Annotated in this window: 24 protein-coding genes and 1 tRNA gene; 7 read left to right on the forward strand and 18 right to left on the reverse strand. The window is 56.4% G+C overall.

Annotated elements, in window-relative coordinates; translation table 11 throughout:
• Positions 1-200: 200 nt before the first annotated feature.
• Positions 201-542: a DUF1971 domain-containing protein gene (locus tag FFB58_RS16740; RefSeq protein WP_138370478.1), complete on the forward strand. Its 342-nt coding sequence runs from the start codon at positions 201-203 to the stop codon at positions 540-542.
• A 219-nt stretch (positions 543-761) separates the two neighbouring features.
• On the opposite strand, the gene FFB58_RS16745 is transcribed toward FFB58_RS16740, so the two are convergent.
• Positions 762-837: transfer RNA gene (locus FFB58_RS16745), tRNA-Phe, on the reverse strand.
• 95 nt (positions 838-932) lie between these two features.
• On the reverse strand, positions 933-1,643 hold the full coding sequence (locus FFB58_RS16750; RefSeq protein WP_039029786.1) for a DUF554 domain-containing protein: 711 nt from the start codon (positions 1,641-1,643) through the stop codon (positions 933-935).
• 398 nt (positions 1,644-2,041) lie between these two features.
• Between FFB58_RS16750 and FFB58_RS16755 the strand changes: the two genes are divergently transcribed.
• On the forward strand, positions 2,042-4,177 hold the full coding sequence (locus FFB58_RS16755; RefSeq protein ID WP_138370479.1) for an ornithine decarboxylase: 2,136 nt from the start codon (positions 2,042-2,044) through the stop codon (positions 4,175-4,177).
• 38 nt (positions 4,178-4,215) lie between these two features.
• On the opposite strand, the gene FFB58_RS16760 is transcribed toward FFB58_RS16755, so the two are convergent.
• From FFB58_RS16760 to mutY, 4 genes are all read right to left on the reverse strand, one after another.
• Positions 4,216-5,472 carry a nucleoside permease gene (locus FFB58_RS16760; RefSeq protein ID WP_138370480.1) on the reverse strand — a complete coding sequence of 419 codons (1,257 nt, stop codon included), beginning with the start codon at positions 5,470-5,472 and terminating at the stop codon, positions 4,216-4,218.
• 236 nt (positions 5,473-5,708) lie between these two features.
• Positions 5,709-6,788, reverse strand: a complete 1,080-nt coding sequence (mltC, locus tag FFB58_RS16765; protein WP_039030108.1) for a membrane-bound lytic murein transglycosylase MltC — start codon at positions 6,786-6,788, stop codon at positions 5,709-5,711.
• Between the two features lie 83 nt (positions 6,789-6,871).
• Complete coding sequence (locus FFB58_RS16770) at positions 6,872-7,144, reverse strand: oxidative damage protection protein (RefSeq protein ID WP_039029789.1); 273 nt, start codon at positions 7,142-7,144, stop codon at positions 6,872-6,874.
• 25 nt (positions 7,145-7,169) lie between these two features.
• Positions 7,170-8,222 carry an A/G-specific adenine glycosylase gene (gene mutY / locus FFB58_RS16775; protein WP_138370481.1) on the reverse strand — a complete coding sequence of 351 codons (1,053 nt, stop codon included), beginning with the start codon at positions 8,220-8,222 and terminating at the stop codon, positions 7,170-7,172.
• Between the two features lie 144 nt (positions 8,223-8,366).
• On the opposite strand from mutY, the gene trmB reads away from it, so the two are divergent.
• From trmB to FFB58_RS16790, 3 genes are read left to right on the forward strand one after another with little or no spacing between them, the layout of a single operon-like run.
• Positions 8,367-9,086 carry a tRNA (guanosine(46)-N7)-methyltransferase TrmB gene (gene trmB / locus FFB58_RS16780; protein WP_039029791.1) on the forward strand — a complete coding sequence of 240 codons (720 nt, stop codon included), beginning with the start codon at positions 8,367-8,369 and terminating at the stop codon, positions 9,084-9,086.
• Positions 9,086-9,412 carry a YggL family protein gene (locus FFB58_RS16785; protein WP_039029792.1) on the forward strand — a complete coding sequence of 109 codons (327 nt, stop codon included), beginning with the start codon at positions 9,086-9,088 and terminating at the stop codon, positions 9,410-9,412. The genes trmB and FFB58_RS16785 overlap by 1 nt, the downstream gene beginning before the upstream one ends.
• Before the next feature lie 52 nt (positions 9,413-9,464).
• A complete protein-coding gene (locus FFB58_RS16790) occupies positions 9,465-10,184 on the forward strand; it encodes a DUF2884 domain-containing protein (RefSeq protein WP_138370482.1) in 720 nt (239 codons plus the stop codon).
• 81 nt (positions 10,185-10,265) lie between these two features.
• Here the strand turns inward: FFB58_RS16790 and FFB58_RS16795 are convergent, their stop codons facing one another.
• The 6 genes from FFB58_RS16795 to FFB58_RS16820 all read right to left on the reverse strand — a co-directional run bounded on the left by FFB58_RS16795 (position 10,266) and on the right by FFB58_RS16820 (position 13,982).
• Positions 10,266-10,604 carry an endonuclease domain-containing protein gene (locus FFB58_RS16795; protein WP_138370483.1) on the reverse strand — a complete coding sequence of 113 codons (339 nt, stop codon included), beginning with the start codon at positions 10,602-10,604 and terminating at the stop codon, positions 10,266-10,268.
• A gap of 63 nt (positions 10,605-10,667) precedes the next feature.
• Positions 10,668-11,810, reverse strand: coding sequence for a radical SAM family heme chaperone HemW (hemW, locus tag FFB58_RS16800; RefSeq protein WP_138370484.1), 1,143 nt, complete (start codon positions 11,808-11,810; stop codon positions 10,668-10,670).
• Complete coding sequence (locus FFB58_RS16805; RefSeq protein ID WP_138370485.1) at positions 11,803-12,396, reverse strand: XTP/dITP diphosphatase; 594 nt, start codon at positions 12,394-12,396, stop codon at positions 11,803-11,805. Before FFB58_RS16805 ends, hemW begins: the two co-directional genes overlap by 8 nt.
• 3 nt (positions 12,397-12,399) lie before the next feature.
• Complete coding sequence (gene yggU, locus FFB58_RS16810) at positions 12,400-12,696, reverse strand: DUF167 family protein YggU (protein ID WP_039029797.1); 297 nt, start codon at positions 12,694-12,696, stop codon at positions 12,400-12,402.
• A complete protein-coding gene (locus tag FFB58_RS16815; protein WP_039029798.1) occupies positions 12,693-13,259 on the reverse strand; it encodes a YggT family protein in 567 nt (188 codons plus the stop codon). Before FFB58_RS16815 ends, yggU begins: the two co-directional genes overlap by 4 nt.
• 21 nt (positions 13,260-13,280) lie before the next feature.
• Positions 13,281-13,982 carry a YggS family pyridoxal phosphate-dependent enzyme gene (locus FFB58_RS16820; RefSeq protein ID WP_138370486.1) on the reverse strand — a complete coding sequence of 234 codons (702 nt, stop codon included), beginning with the start codon at positions 13,980-13,982 and terminating at the stop codon, positions 13,281-13,283.
• A gap of 17 nt (positions 13,983-13,999) precedes the next feature.
• On the opposite strand from FFB58_RS16820, the gene FFB58_RS16825 reads away from it, so the two are divergent.
• Both FFB58_RS16825 and FFB58_RS16830 read left to right on the forward strand, forming a co-directional pair.
• A complete protein-coding gene (locus FFB58_RS16825; protein WP_138370487.1) occupies positions 14,000-14,977 on the forward strand; it encodes a type IV pilus twitching motility protein PilT in 978 nt (325 codons plus the stop codon).
• 93 nt (positions 14,978-15,070) lie between these two features.
• A complete protein-coding gene (locus FFB58_RS16830) occupies positions 15,071-15,760 on the forward strand; it encodes an IclR family transcriptional regulator (protein WP_138370488.1) in 690 nt (229 codons plus the stop codon).
• 40 nt (positions 15,761-15,800) lie between these two features.
• Here FFB58_RS16830 and ruvX read toward each other — a convergent pair whose 3' ends face one another.
• The 6 genes from ruvX to FFB58_RS16860 all read right to left on the reverse strand — a co-directional run bounded on the left by ruvX (position 15,801) and on the right by FFB58_RS16860 (position 20,101).
• Positions 15,801-16,217 carry a Holliday junction resolvase RuvX gene (gene ruvX / locus FFB58_RS16835; RefSeq protein ID WP_103792614.1) on the reverse strand — a complete coding sequence of 139 codons (417 nt, stop codon included), beginning with the start codon at positions 16,215-16,217 and terminating at the stop codon, positions 15,801-15,803.
• A complete protein-coding gene (locus tag FFB58_RS16840; RefSeq protein ID WP_039029803.1) occupies positions 16,217-16,777 on the reverse strand; it encodes a YqgE/AlgH family protein in 561 nt (186 codons plus the stop codon). The genes ruvX and FFB58_RS16840 overlap by 1 nt, the downstream gene beginning before the upstream one ends.
• A gap of 211 nt (positions 16,778-16,988) precedes the next feature.
• A complete protein-coding gene (gshB, locus tag FFB58_RS16845; protein WP_138370489.1) occupies positions 16,989-17,936 on the reverse strand; it encodes a glutathione synthase in 948 nt (315 codons plus the stop codon).
• A gap of 19 nt (positions 17,937-17,955) precedes the next feature.
• Positions 17,956-18,687, reverse strand: coding sequence for a 16S rRNA (uracil(1498)-N(3))-methyltransferase (rsmE, locus tag FFB58_RS16850; protein ID WP_138370490.1), 732 nt, complete (start codon positions 18,685-18,687; stop codon positions 17,956-17,958).
• Between the two features lie 114 nt (positions 18,688-18,801).
• Positions 18,802-19,509: a deoxyribonuclease I gene (endA, locus tag FFB58_RS16855; protein ID WP_039029805.1), complete on the reverse strand. Its 708-nt coding sequence runs from the start codon at positions 19,507-19,509 to the stop codon at positions 18,802-18,804.
• 94 nt (positions 19,510-19,603) lie between these two features.
• On the reverse strand, positions 19,604-20,101 hold the full coding sequence (locus tag FFB58_RS16860; protein ID WP_138370491.1) for a SprT family zinc-dependent metalloprotease: 498 nt from the start codon (positions 20,099-20,101) through the stop codon (positions 19,604-19,606).
• Positions 20,102-20,105: the final 4 nt, after the last annotated feature.

The raw sequence follows: 20,105 nt of genomic DNA on the forward strand, positions 1-20,105 counted from the left end.
CCAAGAGCCCGTCCGCAAGGACGGGCTTTTTGCGTTTGTGCCCGTCCTGCCCGGTGGCGCTGCGCTTACCGGGCCTACAAAAAACAATTCTCTGTCATATATCCTCCATTAATAATAGAAATGAGAGTTATTATCAAATGGGCTTTACAGGCTTATCATAAACATGTAATTTAAATGCATGTTTTAAGTCGGAGGTCATTATGAGCCATCAAAGAATCCCCAAAAACTGGACAATCAAACGTTCAACTCCCTTCTTCACTAAAGATAACGTTCCTGCAGCGCTTCTGAGCCACCACAATACCGCAGCTGGCATCTTTGGGCAGCTTTGTGTGATGGAAGGGACCGTAACCTATTACGGCTTCGCGAACGCAGAGGCAACAGAACCAGAAGTGAAGGTTGTGATTAACGCAGGTAACTTCGCGACCAGCCCACCGCAGTACTGGCACCGTATTGAGATGACGGATGACGCCCAGTTCAATATCAACTTCTGGGCTGAACCGACCTTCTCTGGGGAAGAAGTCTACAGCGCGAAAAAGGCGTAACGCCGTTTGTTAGCGAAGGGCGCTCTTAATCATTGACTGTATAGTGTCTGGACGGCCATAAGAAGCCAGATAGACGCAGGACTGTGTTGCAGAAGTTAAAACCTTCGCAACGCGTATGGGTAGCAAATTTAGGGCCATTAAAGAAGAGTTAATAGAGAGCGATGAAAGTTCGGTTCTGCAAAAGCAAAAACCCGCCTTTTGGGCGGGTTCTTTAAATAGTGGTGCCCGGACTCGGAATCGAACCAAGGACACGGGGATTTTCAATCCCCTGCTCTACCGACTGAGCTATCCGGGCAACGGGGCGCATTAAACCCGATCTACCCTCTGCCGTCAACGATATTTGTTAATTTCGCTACTGACCGCACACTCTGTCGCCATTTCGCTGCAATATCAGGCAAAAAACGCAGTCCACAGGGCAGAGAGCGGCATGGCGATCACCAGCGCAGGCAGCATATTCACCACCGCAAACATCTTGATCCCACAGATCCTCAAACCCGTCGCCAGCAGCAGCAGGCCACCGACGGCGGTGAAGTCAGCCATCATTGCCGGGGTTGTCAGCGGCAGTATCAGCGTGGCGCAGGTTGCCAGGGCGAGTTGGATAAGCAGCATCGGCACGCAGATGGCGGCGACGGCAATACCGAGTGTGGTCGCAAAGATGGTGGCGGTAAAGAAATCGAGAAAGGCTTTCGCGATCAGTATGCTCGGATCGCCGGTCATTCCTTCCTGCATCGAACCAAAAATCCCCGTACCGCTGGCGCAGAACAGAATAATGATGGCCACATAGTTCTGGATAAACGCGTCGTGACCGCCGCCTTTCTGTTTACCCCGCGAGAGCAGATTTTTCGCTCTGCTGACGGCACCATTAATACCCTTCTCCAGATAGCAAAACTCGCCAATCAGCGCTCCAAGCAGCGTTGCCAGCACCATTACCGGCAGGTTGGCGCACTTGATGACCAGCAGAATACCAATACCTAGTGAGGCCAGGCCGAAGATCGAGGGCATGGAGGAGCGAATACGCTCCGGTAATCGCTGGCTCAGCACGGCGCCCAGCACGCCGCCCAGCAGCACCGCACCTGCGTTAATAAATGGTCCAATAACCACTGCGAACTCCTGTTATTTACTCATTGATATTGCATTATTATTACTCTTTTCAGTGAGTAATCGCCAAATGTAATGACGTATTTTGCATAAAGATTCCTTCTTGCACCACCTTATGAAAGGTGACATTATTGCGCGAATTTTCTTCTCTCAGATACGGGGCCGCCCATGAACAGATCTTCTCTCGCTGTGCGAATGGCTGGCCGTATCGACACATCTTATTCTACGCTCACCATGCGGTGAGGGTAACGCAGGCTCACTGCAGGACAACAGTAAAACCAGACGCGTTCTGTTTTTACTGATGTCTGGCGGTCGGAGCTGAACTCCGGTCAGACACATTCGTTGGGCAGGGGGACTCCCTGTCCGGGGCTTTTTCTCGCCTTGCACGGGTATTTGCGCTTATGAAATCAATGAAAATTGCCGTCAGCCGCGAGCTGGCGTCCGCCTTATCCACGCACCGGGAAGTGGTGACGCTGGATAACACAGATTTTACGGATGTGGCGGCAGTCGTCATTACCGTCGCTGACAGTCACAGCGGCATCCTCGCGTTACTGAAACGCACCGGTTTCCATCTGCCTGTCTATATGTTCTCAACAGAGCCTGTAGAAGCCCCTGCGGGTGTCGATGCGGTGATCGACGGCAAAGCGCAGGAGTGGTTAGAGCTGGAAGCCGCCGCCTGTCGCTACGAAGAGAACCTGTTGCCGCCGTTTTTCGACACCCTCACTCAGTACGTGGCGATGGACAACAGCACCTTTGCCTGTCCGGGGCACCAGCACGGCGCGTTCTTTAAGAAGCACCCTGCAGGGCGTCAGTTTTTCGATTTCTTCGGTGAGAACGTCTTTCGTGCCGATATGTGCAACGCCGACGTGAAGCTTGGCGATCTGCTGATCCACGAAGGTTCCGCCAAACATGCGCAAAAGTTCGCGGCGAAAGTGTTTAACGCCGACAAAACCTACTTCGTTCTCAACGGCACCTCGGCCGCCAACAAGGTGGTGACCAATGCGCTGCTGACCCGTGGCGATCTGGTGCTGTTCGACCGCAACAACCATAAGTCCAACCACCATGGCGCCCTGATTCAGGCCGGTGCCACGCCGGTTTATCTCGAAGCGGCGCGCAACCCGTTTGGCTTTATTGGCGGCATTGATGACCGCTGTTTTGACGAGGCCTACCTGCGGGAGCTGATCCGTGAAGTCGCTCCGGAAAAAGCCCGTGAAGCGCGTCCGTTCCGCCTGGCGGTGATCCAGCTCGGCACTTATGACGGCACCATCTATAACGCCCGCCAGGTGATCGACAAGATTGGCCAGCTCTGCGACTACATCCTGTTTGACTCCGCGTGGGTGGGTTACGAGCAGTTTATCCCGATGATGGCGGACAGTTCGCCGCTGCTGCTGGAGCTGAACGCCAACGATCCGGGGATCTTTGTCACCCAGTCGGTGCACAAACAGCAGGCCGGGTTCTCCCAGACTTCGCAGATCCATAAAAAGGATAACCATATCCGCGGCCAGGCGCGTTTCTGCCCGCATAAGCGGCTCAACAACGCCTTCATGATGCACGCCTCTACAAGCCCGTTCTACCCGCTGTTTGCGGCCCTCGACGTGAACGCCAAGATCCACGAAGGGGAGAGCGGGCGTCGGCTGTGGGCAGAGTGCGTTGAGCTGGGCATTGAAGCGCGCAAGGCGATTATTGCCAACTGTAAGATGATTAAGCCGTTTATCCCGCCGGTCGTGGCCGGACGTCCGTGGCAGGATCACCCAACCCACGCGATTGCCAGCGAGCTGCGCTTCTTCAGCTTTGAACCGGGGGCGAAATGGCACGGCTTTGAGGGCTATGCCGACCAGCAATACTTTGTCGACCCCTGTAAACTGCTGCTGACCACGCCGGGCATCGACGCCGAAAGCGGGGAATATACCGATTTTGGTATTCCGGCGACCATTCTGGCGCACTACCTGCGTGAGAAAGGCATTGTCCCGGAGAAGTGCGATCTCAACTCCATTCTCTTCCTGCTGACCCCGGCGGAGAGCGCCGAAAAAATGGCGCAGCTGGTGGCGATGCTGGCCCAGTTTGAGCAGCACATCGAAGACGATACCCCGCTGGCGGATGTTCTGCCGACCATCTGGAACAAATATCCGGTGAGCTACCGCGACTACACGCTGCGCCAGCTCTGCCAGGAGATGCACGATCTGTATGTCAGCTTTGACGTGAAAGATCTGCAGAAGGCGATGTTCCGCAAAGAGAGCCTGCCCACCGTGGTGATGAACCCGCAGGATGCTAACCAGGCCTTTATTCGCGGTAACGTCGAGCTGGTGCGCATTAGCGAAGCCGAAGGGCGCATCGCGGCGGAAGGGGCGCTGCCATACCCGCCGGGCGTGCTGTGCGTGGTGCCGGGTGAACTCTGGGGCGGCGCGGTGCAGCGTTACTTCCTGGCGCTGGAAGAGGGCGTCAATCTGCTGCCCGGTTTTTCACCGGAATTGCAGGGGGTATACAGCGAGAAGGATGCGGACGGGATCAAGCGTTTATACGGCTACGTCCTGAAGTAAAAAAAAATCCCCCTCCGCAGGGAGGGGGACTTAACCGATTAATGCGCGACGGTTTGCGCACCTGTTGGGGTACGAACATGTTTGTACTTGAACAGCACCATGAACGCGAAAGCCAGTACCAGTGAGTAGCCTGCGAAGATCAGCCACACCGGCTGCCAGTTAGTAATACCGTTAGTGGTATACATCTCCACAACCTTGCCGCTCACCACGCCGCCGAGAATACAGCCGAAGCCGTTGGTCATCATCAGGAACATGCCCTGGGCGCTGGCGCGGATTTCCGGACGAACCTCTTTTTCCACGAACACGGAACCGGAGATGTTGAAGAAGTCGAAGGCGCAGCCGTAGACAATCATCGACAGAACCAGCAGCACGGTACCGAAGGCTGACGGGTCACCGTAGGCGAACAGACCAAAGCGCAGCATCCACGCGAAGATACTGATCATCATAACGTTCTTGATGCCATAGCGGCTCAGGAAGAACGGGATGGTCAGGATGAACAGCGTTTCGGAGATCTGGGAAATCGACATCATCACCGAGGCATGTTCAACGATAAAGCTCCCGGAGAACATCGGGTCGTTATCGAAGCTGTGCAGGAAGGTGTTGCCGAACATGTTGGTGATCTGCAGCTCCGCACCCAGCAGCATGGAGAAGATGAAGAAGATCGCCATGCGTTTGTTTTTGAACAGCGCGAAAGCGTCCAGGCCGAGCATGGAGCTCCAGCTCTGGTTTTTCTGCTGGTTAGAGACCGGAATGTGCGGCAGCGTCAGGGTGAACAGCGCCAGCACCAGAGACAGCGCAGCGCCAATATAGAGCTGCATATGGCTCAGTTCGAAGCCTGCGAAGCTCACGCCCCACATCGCCATGATAAAGCCGATGGTGCCCCAGATACGGATCGGTGGGAAGTCGGTCACGATATCCATACCGGCGTTTTTCAGACGGTAGTAGGAGATGGTGTTGATAAGCCCCAGCGTTGGCATATAAGCCAGCGAGTTAAGCAGGATCACCATAAACATCGCCCCTGGCGTGGTGACTTCGGCCGCCATAAACAGCGTACCTGCCCCCACCAGATGACAAAGCGTATAGACCCACTTCGCGCTTATCCATTTGTCCGCCACGATCCCGAGCAGCGTCGGCATCAGGACAGCGGCAATGCCCAAAGAGCTATAGACAGCGCCGATAGAGGCACCGTCGAATTTGAGCGTGACAAACATGTAGGAGCCGAGCGTGGTCAGCCAGCTCCCCCACAGACAGAACTGCAGAAACGACAAGATTTTAAGCTGCAGCTTAAGGTTCATGTTACTTTCCTCACAAGAGAGCGGGCTGTATGTTGGTGTAGAAACATTTGGGTTTTGGATTTGATGCAATTCTATCAGCGAGTGGCGTTATGTTTTGTTACCTCCCGCAAAAAAATGCAATCCACATTAATTTGCAGTTTGGATTGTGATGCAAATAACAATTTCGTATGGATAAGGCGGGCGGTCAGGAATGAAGGATTACCCTCTCCACAACGGAGAGGGTAAAAAAAGTCACACTACTTTCTACGATAGCTCTTCTGAGCCGTATTGACCTTATAGAGGTAGCGGCGGGATTCTGCGGAAGGGTGACGGGTGGTGAGGGTCTGATAAACATCCCCCGGCGACATGCTGTTGATGATGCTCGCCGCCTTGATTTTATCGTTGGAGAAGACGCGCAGCACGCTGCCTGCGCCACCGTTATAGGCGGTGATCACCGCGTAGCGACGCGAGGTCGGGTTATCAATGCCGCCCAGGTAAACGTTATTCAGCATCGCCAGATAGGCGGTGCCGGTATCGATGTTGCTTGCGGGATCGAACAGATAGCTGCGGCTCGGGGTGCCGGAACGCCCCTGCGAGCGGAACACGTCTTTGCCGGCGCTGTGCTGCACAACCTGCATCAGGCCCAGGGCGTCGGAACGGCTTACCGCGTAAGGGTTAAACGACGACTCCGTCTGCATAATCGCCAGGATCAGCGACTCATCCACACCGTATTTACGCGAGGCCTGGCGTACCATCCCGACATATTTATGCGCACGCTTATCGAGGTGGTTCGGCACCAGGTTAATGGTCACGCTGTAGATCACGCGCAGGCCGTTGCTGCGGCTTTTCAGGCGCGTCTGCAGCAGATAGTTGGCAAAGTTGTTGGCGCGGCCTTCCCAGCGGATGGACTGGCCGGTCTGATCCACCACCTGACCATAGAGGAACGGCTCTCTGGAGATAGTGATATCGTCGGTGTCGGAGTAGAGATCGATAGAGCCCGGATCGTCACCCATCAGCAGGGTTTTAACGATCGCCTGACGCAGTCGTCCGGCAGGATCGGTTCCGGCGATGGTCTCGACGGTGATAGTCCCTTCGTCAAAGTTGATGTGGCTGCGGGTCTGGTAGCCGTCGGTGTACTTAACGTAGTCCTTTGGACCGGCGATCAGAACTTCGTTAAAACCCCATATGTTTTCGATGTTATGGGCGAACTGCCCCATCAGAATGTCAAAACCGTTGGTGTCCTTTACCCAGGCTTCGTTATAGCTATCGCCTTTATTACTGGAGGAACACGAAACAAGTAACGGTGCAACAAGAGCAAGCGCTAAAAATTTTTTCATCATTCCGGGAGTGCGTGTTGTGTTTGTTCCGGGGCTGTTTTCGCCGGGCAAGCGTAGCGCCACCCGGCATCAGACGCTGGGTATTATTTTTCTGGCGGCGTATAACCTTCGATGTGCACCTCTTTCCCTTCAAACAGGAAATTGACCATCTCTTCTTCGAGCTGTTTACGGTGTTCAACGTTCATCATATTGAGCTTGCGCTCGTTAATCAGCATGGTTTGCTTGTGCTGCCACTGCGCCCACGCTTCTTTTGAGATCTCGTTATAGATGCGCTTACCCAGATCGCCCGGATAAAGCTGGAAGTCCTGACCTTCTGCTTCACGTTGCAGGAAGGTGCAAAAAATTGTTCTGGCCATACTGATTCCTCTTTGTCGCCCGGAGCTAAACCGTTGCTCCGACACGTAATTGCTGTAACAGGCGCTCTACGGGAGCCGCCAGACCCACTGATGGCGGTTGCGCTAAGTTATACCAGAGAGCGCTGCCTTCATCCATGCACGCCGTGAATGAGGACACGGGAAGCCACATCGGCACAATATCCAGATGGAAATGGCTGAAGGTGTGGCGAAACGCGGTGAGCTGCACAAGAGTATCGGCGCTAATGCCGCGCTGCGCCAGCCAGTCGCGAAGTCCGGCCTCATCCTCAAACTGCGGGAAGCAGAACAGTCCGCCCCATAATCCGCTTGGAGGACGCTGGGCGAGGTACACGGTCTTCTCGTGCTGCATCAGCAGAAAATAGCCGGTACGCTCTGGCAGGGTCTGCTTCGGTTTTTTACCGGGATACTGCGCCCACGACTGGTTAGCATAGGCCACGCACAGATGATTGAGCGGGCAAAGTTCGCATTTAGGTTTCGAGCGGGTGCAGACCATCGCCCCTAAATCCATCATCGCCTGGTTAAAACGTTCAACCCCTCTGGCGGGCGTCACCGCTTCACTGATTTCCCACAGGCGTTTTTCCACCTCTTTTTTGCCCGGCCAGCCGCCAACGGCGTAGCAGCGCGCCAGCACGCGTTTCACGTTGCCGTCGAGAATAGGGAAATGTTTGCCCAGAGAAAGGGAGAGGATCGCCCCGGCGGTGGAGCGACCGACGCCCGGCAGGGCGGCCACTTCATCGAAGGTTTCGGGGAAGATGCCACCGTGCAGCGACACCACCTGCTGGGCGGCTTTGTGCAGATTGCGGGCGCGGGCGTAATAGCCCAGCCCGGTCCACAGATGCAGCACTTCGTCCAGCGGGGCGTTAGCCAGATCGGTGACCGTCGGGAAACGCGCCATAAAGCGCTCAAAATAAGGGATAACCGTCGCGACCTGCGTTTGTTGCAACATCACCTCTGAGAGCCATACTTTGTACGGTGTTTTTTCAGTTTGCCAGGGCAGGGTTTTACGCCCGTATTTGTCGTACCAGTCCAGCACCTGGGCTGAAAATTGAGAGGCTTGCATGGTCTTCGCTTTGCGGTATCAGGGACGCAGATTGCAGCACAGCGGCATGCGGCTGTAAACCGGATCTTTCCCATGCTTGCATCCGGTCATTAACTTTGGATAATGCCCGTTTCCCGAACATTCTCACAAGCAGACTACTCTTTTATGAAAAACGACGTCATATCACCGGAATTCGATGAAAACGGCCGCCCGCTGCGCCGTATTCGCAGCTTTGTCCGCCGTCAGGGGCGCCTGACAAAAGGGCAGCAGCACGCGCTGGATAACTACTGGCCGGTGATGGGCGTTGAGTTCACCGAACAGCCGCTCGACTTTGTTGAACTCTTTGGCCGCGATGCGCCGATTACGCTGGAGATCGGTTTCGGTATGGGCGCTTCGCTGGTCACGATGGCCAAAGCGCGCCCGGAGCAGAACTTCCTCGGTATTGAGGTACACTCACCGGGCGTAGGCGCTTGCCTGGCGACGGCCCATGAAGAGGGCGTCGAGAACCTGCGCGTCATGTGTCACGACGCGGTAGAAGTGCTGCACAAGATGATCCCTGACAATTCTCTAAACATGGTTCAGCTCTTTTTCCCTGACCCATGGCACAAAGCGCGTCATAATAAACGCCGTATCGTTCAGGCACCGTTTGCCGAACTGGTCAAAAGCAAGCTGAAGCTGGGTGGTGTTTTCCACATGGCGACCGACTGGGAACAGTATGCGGAACATATGCTGGAAGTGATGTCAGGTCTCGACGGGTATAAAAACCAGTCGCAGAGCAACGACTATGTGCCGCGTCCTGAATCACGTCCGGTAACCAAATTTGAACAGCGTGGCCATCGTCTTGGTCACGGCGTATGGGACTTAATGTTCGAGAGGGTGAAATAATGGCAAAGAACCGTAGCCGTCGTCTGCGTAAGAAAATGCACATCGACGAGTTTCAGGAAATTGGTTTTTCGGTTGCATGGCGTTTCCCGGAAGGCACCAGCGTAGAAAAAATTGATGAAGACGTGGATGCGTTCATCAATGAAGTGATCGAGCCGAACAAGCTGGCGTTTGACGGCAGCGGCTACCTGGCGTGGGAAGGGTTGATCTGCAAACAGGAGATCGGCCAGTGCACCGAAGAACACCAGGCCATCGTGCGTAAGTGGCTGGAAGACCACAAATTCGAAGAGGTGCGCATCAGCGAACTTTTCGACATTTGGTGGGACTAATAGAGCATCAGGGGCCAGCAATTGCTGGCCCATTTTGTATGAGGGAGAAGATATGATGCGCAAAACGCTGCTCGCTGCGGCTTTAATGACCACGGCTCTGACTGCTCACGCAGAGTACAAATGCGAAGTCACGCCGCGCGACGATGTGATCCTCAGTCCGCAAACCGTGCAGGTAAAAGGTGAGAACGGCAATCTGGTGATCACCCCTGATGGCAACGTGATGTTCAACGGCAAGCAGTACCAGCTCAGCGCCGCCCAACGTGAACAGGCGAAAGATTACCAGGCCGATCTGCGCAGCGCGCTGCCGTGGATCGACGAAGGCGCGCAGACCCGCGTGGAAAAAGGCCGCGTCGCGCTGGATAAGATCATCGCTAAAGAGGTAGGGGAGAGCAGCAACATGCGCTCGCGCCTGACCAAACTGGACGCGCAGTTAAAAGAGCAGATGAACCGCATTATTGAGCATCGTACCGATGGCCTGACGTTCCACTACAAGGCGATCGATCAGGTGCGCGCCGACGGGCAGCAGCTGGTGAACCAGGCGATGGGCGGCATTTTGCAGGACAGCATTAACGAGATGGGTGCCAAAGCGGTGCTGAAGGGCGGCGGCAACCCGCTGCAGGGCGTGCTGGGTAGCCTGGGCGGTCTGCAAACCTCTATTCAGAACGAATGGAAAAACCAGGAAGCGGATTTCCAGAAATTCGGTAAAGACGTGTGTAAACGGGTGGTTTCGCTGGAAGAGAGCCGCAAGGGGCTGGTGGGATCGCTGAAGTAGGTTGGTGCGGTCTGGGCCCCTCACCCCGGCCCTCTCCCCATGGGAGAGGGAGTACGAGTTCCCTCTCCCATGGGGAGAGGGTTAGGGTGAGGGAATCAGGCATTGCAGATGTTGCAGAATAACCATCAATACGCCCTCTTCGTTCGCCCTGAATTCGTTATTCCAGAACCGAATCACACGCCAGCCACGCGAATTCAGATAAGCCGTTCTGCGTAGATCGTACTTTTCATCATCCTGATGCTGTCCACCATCCAGTTCAACAATTAATAGGGCCTTAAAGCACGCAAAATCAACGATGTAAGAACCAACCGGCATCTGGCGGCGAAACTTGAAGCCATAGAAATGCCGTCCCCGAAGTAGATACCAAAGGCGCACCTCTTCTGGCGTCATGTTTATTCGTAGCTGTTTTGATTTTTCCATCCCCACACTCTGCCAGCTTTTCCCTCAGCCAGCAGAACGGGATGCAAAATCCTGAATCAGGCTTCAGGATTCTTCGGCGAGGAATAGCTCGAGAAGGGAGTTTAAGAACAGTTTGCCATGCTCGGTGATCTGCCAGAAATCTGCGCACTCGGTCAGATACCCCTGCGCCAGCGCCTCGTCAATCTGCGGGCGAATCACCGACTCCGCTAACCCGGTATACAGCGTAAACTCCGCGCGCGGTGCGGCTTCCAGCAGGCGGAAGCGGTTCATAAAGAACTCGAACGGCTTATCTGCGGCTTCGACATCATGGCTGCGCTCAAGATAGCGTCCTTCCATATAGCCGCGCGGATGGCGCGTTTTGGCCGTGCGCAGAATACGCCCGTCCGGGAAGGTCACTTTGCCGTGTGCGCCACAGCCAATGCCCAGGTAGTCGCCAAAACGCCAGTAGTTCAGGTTGTGCTGACACTGATAGCCCGGCTTTGCATAGGCCGAGGTTTCGTACTGCTGATAACCGGCGGCGGTCAGCAGTTGGTGGCCCTGCTCGAAAATATCCCACAGCGCGTCATCATCAGGCAGTACCGGGGGGCGCGACCCGAACAGCGTGTTCGGCTCAATGGTCAGCTGATACCACGAGAGGTGCGGCGGATTCAGCTCAATGGCCTGGCGCAGATCGTCCAATGCCTCTGCCAGAGACTGATCCGGCAGGCCGTGCATCAGGTCGAGGTTGAAGCTGCGTAACCCCAGCCCGGTCGCGAGATGGGCGGCGCGCTTCGCCTCATCCGGGCCATGAATTCGGCCCAGACGCTTTAACTTCGGCTCGCTGAAGCTCTGCACGCCAATGGAGATACGGTTCACCCCGGCGCGCTGATACTCCACAAAACGGTCGGCCTCAACCGTTCCCGGATTGGCCTCCATGGTAATTTCTGCATCCGCTGCCAGATTAAGGCGCGCACGCACGCCATCCAGCAGCGTCTGCATCGCCGGGCCAGAGAGCAGGCTCGGCGTACCGCCACCGATAAAAATGGTCTTAACTTCACGTCCCTGCGCGTAAGCGACGTCGGCGTCCAGATCGGCAAGCAGATGCTGAACGTAATCGTCATGAGGCACTTCGCCTTTCAGCGCATGCGAGTTGAAATCGCAGTACGGGCATTTCTGCACGCACCACGGGATATGAATATAAAGACTCAGGGGTGGCAAATTAGCCATTACGTAATGCTTCCAGTAACAGTTTCAGGGCGCGTCCACGGTGGGAGATCGCGCTTTTTTCTTCGCGGGTCAGTTCCGCAGCGGTTTTGCCCTCGGTCGGGACAAAGAAAATCGGGTCATAGCCAAAGCCGCCGCTGCCAGCTGCCTCGCGGGCGATGACACCCGGCCAGCTGCCGTGGCAGACAATCGGCGTTGGGTCTTCGGCATGGCGCATATAGACCAGCACGCAGTGGAACTGTGCCTGGCGCTGTTCGTCCGGTACGTCCTTAAGCGCGTCCAGCAGCTTTTCAAGGTTCTGCTGGTCGCTGGCATCGACGCCGGAATAGCGGGCGGAGTAAATTCCAGGCGCACCGCCAAGCACGTCCACCGCCAGACCGGAGTCGTCGGCAATGGCCGGCAGGCCGGTGACCTGCGCAGCATGGCGCGCCTTCAGAATGGCGTTTTCGATAAACGTCAGGCCGGTCTCTTCGGCAGAGTCCACGCCCAGCTCGGTCTGGGCAACCACGTCCAGACCAAAATCATTTAACAGCGAGGCCAGCTCGCGCACTTTACCGGCGTTACCGGTAGCGAGAACAACTTTTTGCATGTGTTAATCCTGTTGTATCAGTGCCGCGACTTCCGTCGGGATATGTTGCGGATTAAGAATTTTGACCTGCTTGTGGCGTCCCAGTTCACCCTTCTCGATCAGCACATGGCCTTTCGCGACGCGAAACTGCTTAGCCAGATACTTCACCAGGTGGGCATTCGCCTGGCCGTCCACCGGGGGCGCGGTGATGGCGACTTTTACTTCGTCGCCATGCAGCCCGATAATCGAATCACGGCTGGCTTTCGGCTGAATATACAGCCGTAAAACCAGCCCGTCGGCGCAAGTGCTGACCGCACTCATAACGCCATCCACAGCCCCGGCAGCAGCACGTTGCCTGTGGACTGCAGCAGTTCAGCGATACCCATATTGATGACGTACAGCAGCAGCACGAGGATCATCGGGGAGAAGTCGATCCCGCCCATGGCTGGCAGCAGATTACGAATCGGGCGCAGCAGCGGGTCGGCGAGCTGAATCAGGGAGTATTCCACCGGGCTACGGCCCTGGCTTACCCAACTCATGATCGCCATCAGCAGCAGCACCCAGAAAATCAGCAGGCCGATGGTTTTTATCAGGATCAACACCGCTGCGATCCAGATGATCGGCTGGAAGGTGATGACCATAAACAGCACGATCGCTTTTACCACGCACAGGATCAGCGCAATCAGCAGAGAGGCGCTGTCAATAGGCCCCATCGGCGGGATCACCCGGCGCAGCGGCCCGACAATCGGTTGGGTGACTTTCACGACAAACTGCGAGAAGGGGTTATAAAAATCACAACGGGCCCACTGCATCCAGACGCGTAACAAAAGCACCATCGTATACAGTTCAATGACCGTTGAGAGCAGGAAGGTCAACGTCTTCATGGCGTTCCTCAGGTTTCCTTATTATTGGGTGTAATCGCGCGCGCCGAAAATAGCTGTCCCGATGCGCACCATGGTGCTGCCAGCTGCAATCGCGGCAGCCATATCGTCCGTCATGCCCAGTGAAAGCGTGTCGACCGTTGGGAAGCGTGTTTTAAGCGCCTCAAATGCTACAGCCATTTGCCGGGCTACGGCAAACTGCCTGTCGTAATCTGACTCCGGGGCCGGGATCGCCATTAACCCGCGAAGCGTAAGGCCAGGCATGGCTGCCACCTGTTCCGCCAGCTGATCAAGCGCTTCCAGCGCAATACCGGATTTGCTGTTCTCATCGCTAATATTGATTTGAATCAGCACGTTAAGCGGTGGCATTTCTGCCGGGCGCTGTTCGCTCAGACGGGTGGCGATGCGCAGTCGATCGACGGTATGACACCAGTCGAAATGCTCCGCCACCAGCCGGCTTTTGTTCGACTGCAGGGGCCCAATAAAGTGCCACTGCAGATCCGCGGCGCCTGCTTCCCGGAAGTGGCGAATCTTTTCCACCCCTTCCTGCACGTAATTTTCACCGAACATGCGCTGGCCTGCGTCAATCGCTTCTGCGATGGCGCTCGCAGGTTTGGTTTTACTGACTGCAAGCAACGTAACTTCTTCTGAAGCACGGCCGCAACGCGTTGCTGCGGCTGAGATTTTGTCCCTGACCTGTGCCAGGTTATGCGCAATGTCGTTCATTTTCCGGGGATCATTAAATGGATATGGAAGAAATTGTGGCCCTTAGTGTAAAGCATAACGTGTCGGATCTACACCTGTGCAGTAACGCGCCACCACGCTGGCGGCGGCGCGGGAAAATGGAATTCGCCCCTTTTCCGGGACCGGATGTCGCCATGCTGCTAAAAAGCTGGCTCAGCGATGAGCAGCAGGGAGCCTGGTGCGCCCAGGGACAGGTGGATTTTGCCGTCGCGCTGGAGCACCACCGGCTGCGGGCCAGCGCCTTTGCCCATACGCAAGGCTGTTCGCTGGCGCTGCGGCTGCTTGCAGAGCAGTGTCCGCAGCTGCGAACCCTGGGCACGCCGCGGGCGATACCCGAGCTGCTGACCAACGATAACGGCCTGATTCTGGTGACCGGGGCCACAGGCAGCGGCAAATCCACCACCCTTGCGGCGATGGTCGATTTTCTCAATCACCACAGCGACGGGCATATTCTGACTCTGGAAGATCCGGTGGAGTTTATCCATCAGAGCAAGCGCTGCCTGGTACAGCAGCGGGAGATTGGCCTGCACTGTCCGTCGTTTGCCGACGGGCTACGAGCGGCCCTGCGTGAAGATCCGGATGTGATCCTGCTGGGCGAACTGCGTGACAGCGAGACGATCCGCCTTGCGCTCACCGCCGCCGAAACGGGGCATCTGGTGCTGGCGACCCTGCACACCCGGGGAGCGGCTCAGGCGGTAGAGAGGCTGGTGGATGCCTTCCCCGCTCAGGAAAAAGAGCCGGTACGTAAGCAGCTGGCGGGCAGCCTGCGCGCCGTGCTGGCGCAAAAGCTCGAAAGGGATAACCAGCAGGGTCGCGTCGCGCTGTTTGAGCTGCTGGTGAATACCCCTGCCGCCGCGAATTTGATCCGCGAAGGTAAGACCTGGCAATTGCCCGGCGTGATCCAGACCGGGCAGCAGGCGGGCATGCAGAATTTCGATCAGAGCCTTGCCGAGCGCCGGGCGCAGGGGCGGCTGTAATGCGTTAGCGGCAGCAGAGAATGGCTTCGCGGCCTTGTTTCCTTCGGTACGGGCGCTAAAATCGACTTTCTGATTGCACTGATTGAAGCGGCTATGTCATCACAACCGAACCAAAGTCTTATCGACGGCATTCGCTGTCTGCAGTATCTGGTTTCCAGCGGCCGCGCCATCGGCTGCCGTGAACTCGCACGACTGATGGGGATTAACACCACCCGTGTTAACCGTTTGCTGATGACGATGGCCTCCATTGGCCTGACCATGCAGGACGATCATCGTCGCTATCTTCCAGGTCCTGGCATTCATGCCCTGGCGGCGCAGTCCATCCGTGGCTCTGAGCTCTTCTCACGTGCGCTGCCCCGGCTGGAGCGCCATGCGCCGCGCGACATCGTGGTGGCGCTGGGGGTTTTGTGGGAAGACCAGGTTATCTATATCTGGCACTCCGTTCCCGGCAGCCAGACCAGCCAGGCGCTGGCCGGTTTCCACATGCTGCCTGCCTGGCAATCGGTGATTGGCATGTCGCTGCTGGCGAGCGAAACGGATGAAGCGCTAATCCCTCGCTTTACGCCCGAGCAGTGGCAAAACCTGGCCCCACATGTGGCCCAGCAGCGCGAGCAGGGGCATGTGATCTGGCATCACGACGACGGTGAAGTGTCGATGGCGCTACCCGTGGGCGCGCATCATGCCGCGCTGGCGTTTGCCGGTATGTGGAATATTGAAGATGCGAGCGTCCGGACGCGTCTTACTGAACTGACCGCGCTCAACGCCACGCTGCTGGCGGAATAAACGTGATTTGCCCGGGGAACCGGGCAAAGGGAAGGGGGGATCAGTAACCCTGCTCGAAGAAACTTTCGAGGATAATCACGGCGGAGGCGGAATCGACGCTGCCTTTGTTAAGTGCGCGGAAACCGCCATGCTCAAACAGACCGGCGCGGGCTTCTACCGTGCTTAACCGTTCGTCGTGCAGCTTGATCGCCACCCCAAAACGGCCATGAATTTTATTGGCAAAATTGCGCGCCCGGGCAGTTAATGGCTGTTCGGTGCCATCCATATTCAGCGGTAAGCCGACAATGACGACATCCGGCTGCCACTCTTTCAGCAGTCGTTCAATCAGGTTCCAGTCCGGGGTGCCGTTTTGCGCTTTCAGCGCCGTCAATGGGCGAGCGGTGCCGGTAATGCGCTGGCCGATTGCCACGCCGATACTTTTGGTGCCGAAATCAAAGGCGAGAAGCGTGCCGCTCATCAGGCATGCCCCGCTACGCCAGGCATGGTCTGGATATCAATGCCAATCAGCTTAGCCGCATCACGCCAGCGATCGGCGATCGGGGTTTTAAACAGAATGTTCAAATCTGCCGGGGCGGTGAGCCAGGCATTATCCAGGATCTCCTGCTCAAGCTGACCTTTTTCCCATGAGGAGTAACCGAGCGCCACCAGCACATCGGCAGGCTGCTTTTCTGTGCCCAGCGTCTCCAGCACGTCACGGGAGGTGGTCACAACGGTATTGTCAGAGATACGGATGCTGGAGGAAAAACCTGGCGGCGTATGCAGGATAAAGCCGCGATCTTCTGCCAGCGGGCCACCGAGCATTACCGGTTTGTCGAGACGAATTTCAGGCACACGTTCGTCCTGGGAAATTTTCAATTTTTCCAGAATGCCTTCAACAGAAAGATTTTCCAGCGGTTTATTGATGATAATCCCCATCGCGCCTTCTTCGCTGTACTCGCAGATATAAACGACGGAACGGCGGAAAATCGGGTCCTGGAGAGCAGGCATGGCAATAAGAAAGTGATGCTGTAAATTCATTGTCAGAGGTTCTGTTTCCTGGTTTAAAAAGCGACAGCACCCAGTATGCGGACAAAACCCGATACTGTCACTATACACTTCGCCCTTCACGCTGCCTCTGCGTTGGCTGCGCCTTCGGACCCCAGTCACATAGTTGTCTATGCTCCTGGGGATCCTCAGGCTTGCCGTCTTGATGCAACATGAATGGCTGTGTGTATAAATATGGGAGCTATTACTGCTTCAGCCGTTTTTCGATGGCATCCATCAGCATGCCGGTAATAGATACCGGGAACTCAGCTTCGATTTCACGAATGCAGGTCGGGCTGGTGACGTTCACTTCCGTCAGGCGGTCGCCAATGATGTCGAGACCCACAAAGATCAGCCCCTTGGCTTTTAACAGCGGACCCACGCGGCGGGCAATTTCCCAGTCGCTTTCGGTCAGCGGACGCGGTTCGCCACGACCCCCGGCCGCCAGGTTACCACGGGTTTCGCCGCCCTGCGGAATACGCGCCAGGCAGTAAGGCACCGGCTCGCCGTCCACCACCAGCACGCGCTTGTCGCCGTCGACAATAGCCGGAATATAGTTCTGCGCCATGCAGTAGCGGGTGCCATGCTCGGTCAGAGTCTCGGCGATAACGCCCAGGTTCGGGTCACCCTCTTTGACGCGGAAGATTGAGGCGCCGCCCATGCCGTCCAGCGGCTTCAGGATGATATCGCCGTGTTTCTGCCAGAAGGCTTTCAACTGGGCTTTGTTGCGCGTCACCAGCGTCTCTGGCGTCAGGTCGGAGAACCAGGCGGTGTATAGCTTCTCGTTACAGTCACGCAGGCTCTGCGGTTTGTTAACGATTAGCGTACCTTTCTCTTCTGCGCGCTCAAGAATATAGGTGCAGTAGATGTATTCGGTGTCGAACGGCGGATCTTTACGCATCAGGATGACGTCGAGTTCGGCCAGGGGCAGATCCTGCTCGGAACCGAACTCATACCATTTATCGTAATTCTGCTCGACGTTGACGATGCGGGTGCGGGCCCGCGCTTCGCCGTTAATCAGATACAGGTCGCTCATCTCCATATAGTGGAGCTGGTAGCCGCGACGTTGCGCTTCCAGCAGCATAGCGAAGCTGGAATCTTTCTTGATATTGATGCTTGTGATGGGATCCATCACGATGCCGAGCTTGATCATTGTCTTCTCCGTTAATGCTTCAACCTAAATCGCCAAAACGCACCTGCAGGGCAGTGATGGCGGTTAGCGCGGTGGTCTCAGTACGCAGAACGCGGGGTCCCAACAGAATATCAGTAAACTGGTAGCGTGCGGTCATGGCGATCTCATCCGCCGACAGGCCGCCTTCCGGGCCAATCAACAAGCGCACGCGCTCAACCGGCAGCGGCAGGGTGTTGATGCTGGCGCTGGCGCGGGGGTGAAGGTTGAGCTTCAGACCCTGCTCCTCTTCGGCACACCAGGCTTCAAGATCCATCGCCGGGCGGATCTCCGGGACGCGATTGCGGCCACACTGCTCACAGGCGGCAATGGCGATTTTTTGCCACTGCTGGAGCTTCTTATTCAGACGTTCAGCATCCAGTTTAACGCCGCAGCGCTCAGAAAAAAGTGGCGTAATGAGGCTTACACCCAGTTCGATCGATTTCTGGATAGTGAATTCCATTTTTTCGCCGCGCGACATCACCTGGCCTAAATGGATATGCAGCGGAGATTCGCGATCGTCGATTTCGCCACGCACGATGCTGACGTGCACGCTTTTCTTATCGGCGCGGATGATATTCGCGTCAAAAACCTGGTTTGAACCATCAAACAGCTGAATGGCCTGGCCTGTACCCATGCGCAGCACGCGGCCCACGTGGTTGGCGGCCTCTTCAGACAGGGCAATCTCGCTGCCTGCGGCGATCGGTTCAGGGTGATAAATACGGGGAACGCGCATAGTCAAAGAATTCCATAAATAGCAGGACCCGGCTCGGTCTATGCCCTCTCCCCTATGGGGAGAGGGTCAGGGTGAGGGGTATACACTTAAAGAAACAGTTGCCGCTAGTGTAGGTTAGCTCTTTTGCGCCTGGCAAGCGCGCTGGACGTAAGGGTTGTGATTCCCCTGCACTTTGGCAATGCGCTCGTCGCGCTCGCACTCCCAGGCGGTCACCGGATAGAGTTTATCCCAGGCGTTGAAGAGCTGGGTTTGCTGGCGGGAGAGGTTGAGGTTATAGCGATCGCGCATATAGAAGTAGGTACGGGCGATGCTGCCGCGCGCGCGGGCCGGGGGCTCGGCCAGCTTCTCTTTGAAATCGACCTTCATCGCACACTGGCCGTACTGGCCTTCGCCGCCGTTCCACTGGCTGTACATAAAGTTGCCGCGATCGCCATTCACCTCGCCCACGGCGGGCTGCAGGTTATGCATGTCGCTCTCAATCTGGCGATAAACCGGGTCTTTGGCGCAGTTTTTGCGTCCGCCATCCTGCCAGCACTGGCGCTGGTGGCCGAACTGCCAGGCCGGAACCACATGTTCCCATTCAATGCGGCTGGCGCGGTTTTCATTTTTACGCACTTTGTAGCCGCAGGACGCCAGGTCCACGACCCCTTTTTTGCCCTGCCAGTTAATTTTGCAGCCACAGTAAAAATCACCCGCGACGTCAGCATTGACCTTCACGCCTGCGGCTTTTGCCTGAGAAAAACTGTTGATACCTTCGGCCAGCGCATGGCCTGAGAACGCCGTCGTCAGAAACGCGACCGCGAGAGAGAAATTACGGGACATCGTCAACTCCGTGTCAAAACGAGCCCGCAACGTAACGAAAGTTGTTCTTATATGCAATCAGGCAGATCAGGAATGTTCCTGATAGTTCTGCCGCTTACCCGGCAATAAGCGGTTCACCGCATTTCACGCAGCGGTAGGTGGCTTCGCCGCGCACGACACGGTTATGACGACGCACCGTGAGCTGGTGCTGCTGACACTGGCAGCGGTAGGGGAACGTATTGCGGCGAACGGAATCAAGCTCGAACTGGTGGGTCCGACGAGCAGGCACGCCCAGCACCGCTTCCATCATCCATTTCCACTCTTTGCCGTGCGGCGCCACGCGGCCAAAGTGCTTCCACACCAGCAGATGCGCCAGCTCGTGCGGTACCACTTCGTCGATAAAGGCCTGCTGGTTTTCCAGCATTAAAACGGGGTTGAGGCGGATCTCATACGTATCCAGCCAGGCGGTTCCTGCTGCGGTGCCGCGCTGCTGCCAGACCAGCTTAGGTTCAGGGTAGTTCCGGCCGAGCTTCAGGTTGGCCTGGGCCAGTTTGTCGCGCAGGCTGCGCATGGCGGCTTGCTGAAGCGCAATGGGGAGACGGGGTGTTTTCATAGGG

It is taken from the genome of Enterobacter sp. MF024 (assembly GCF_005843915.1).
Classification (GTDB): domain Bacteria; phylum Pseudomonadota; class Gammaproteobacteria; order Enterobacterales; family Enterobacteriaceae; genus Enterobacter; species Enterobacter barmai.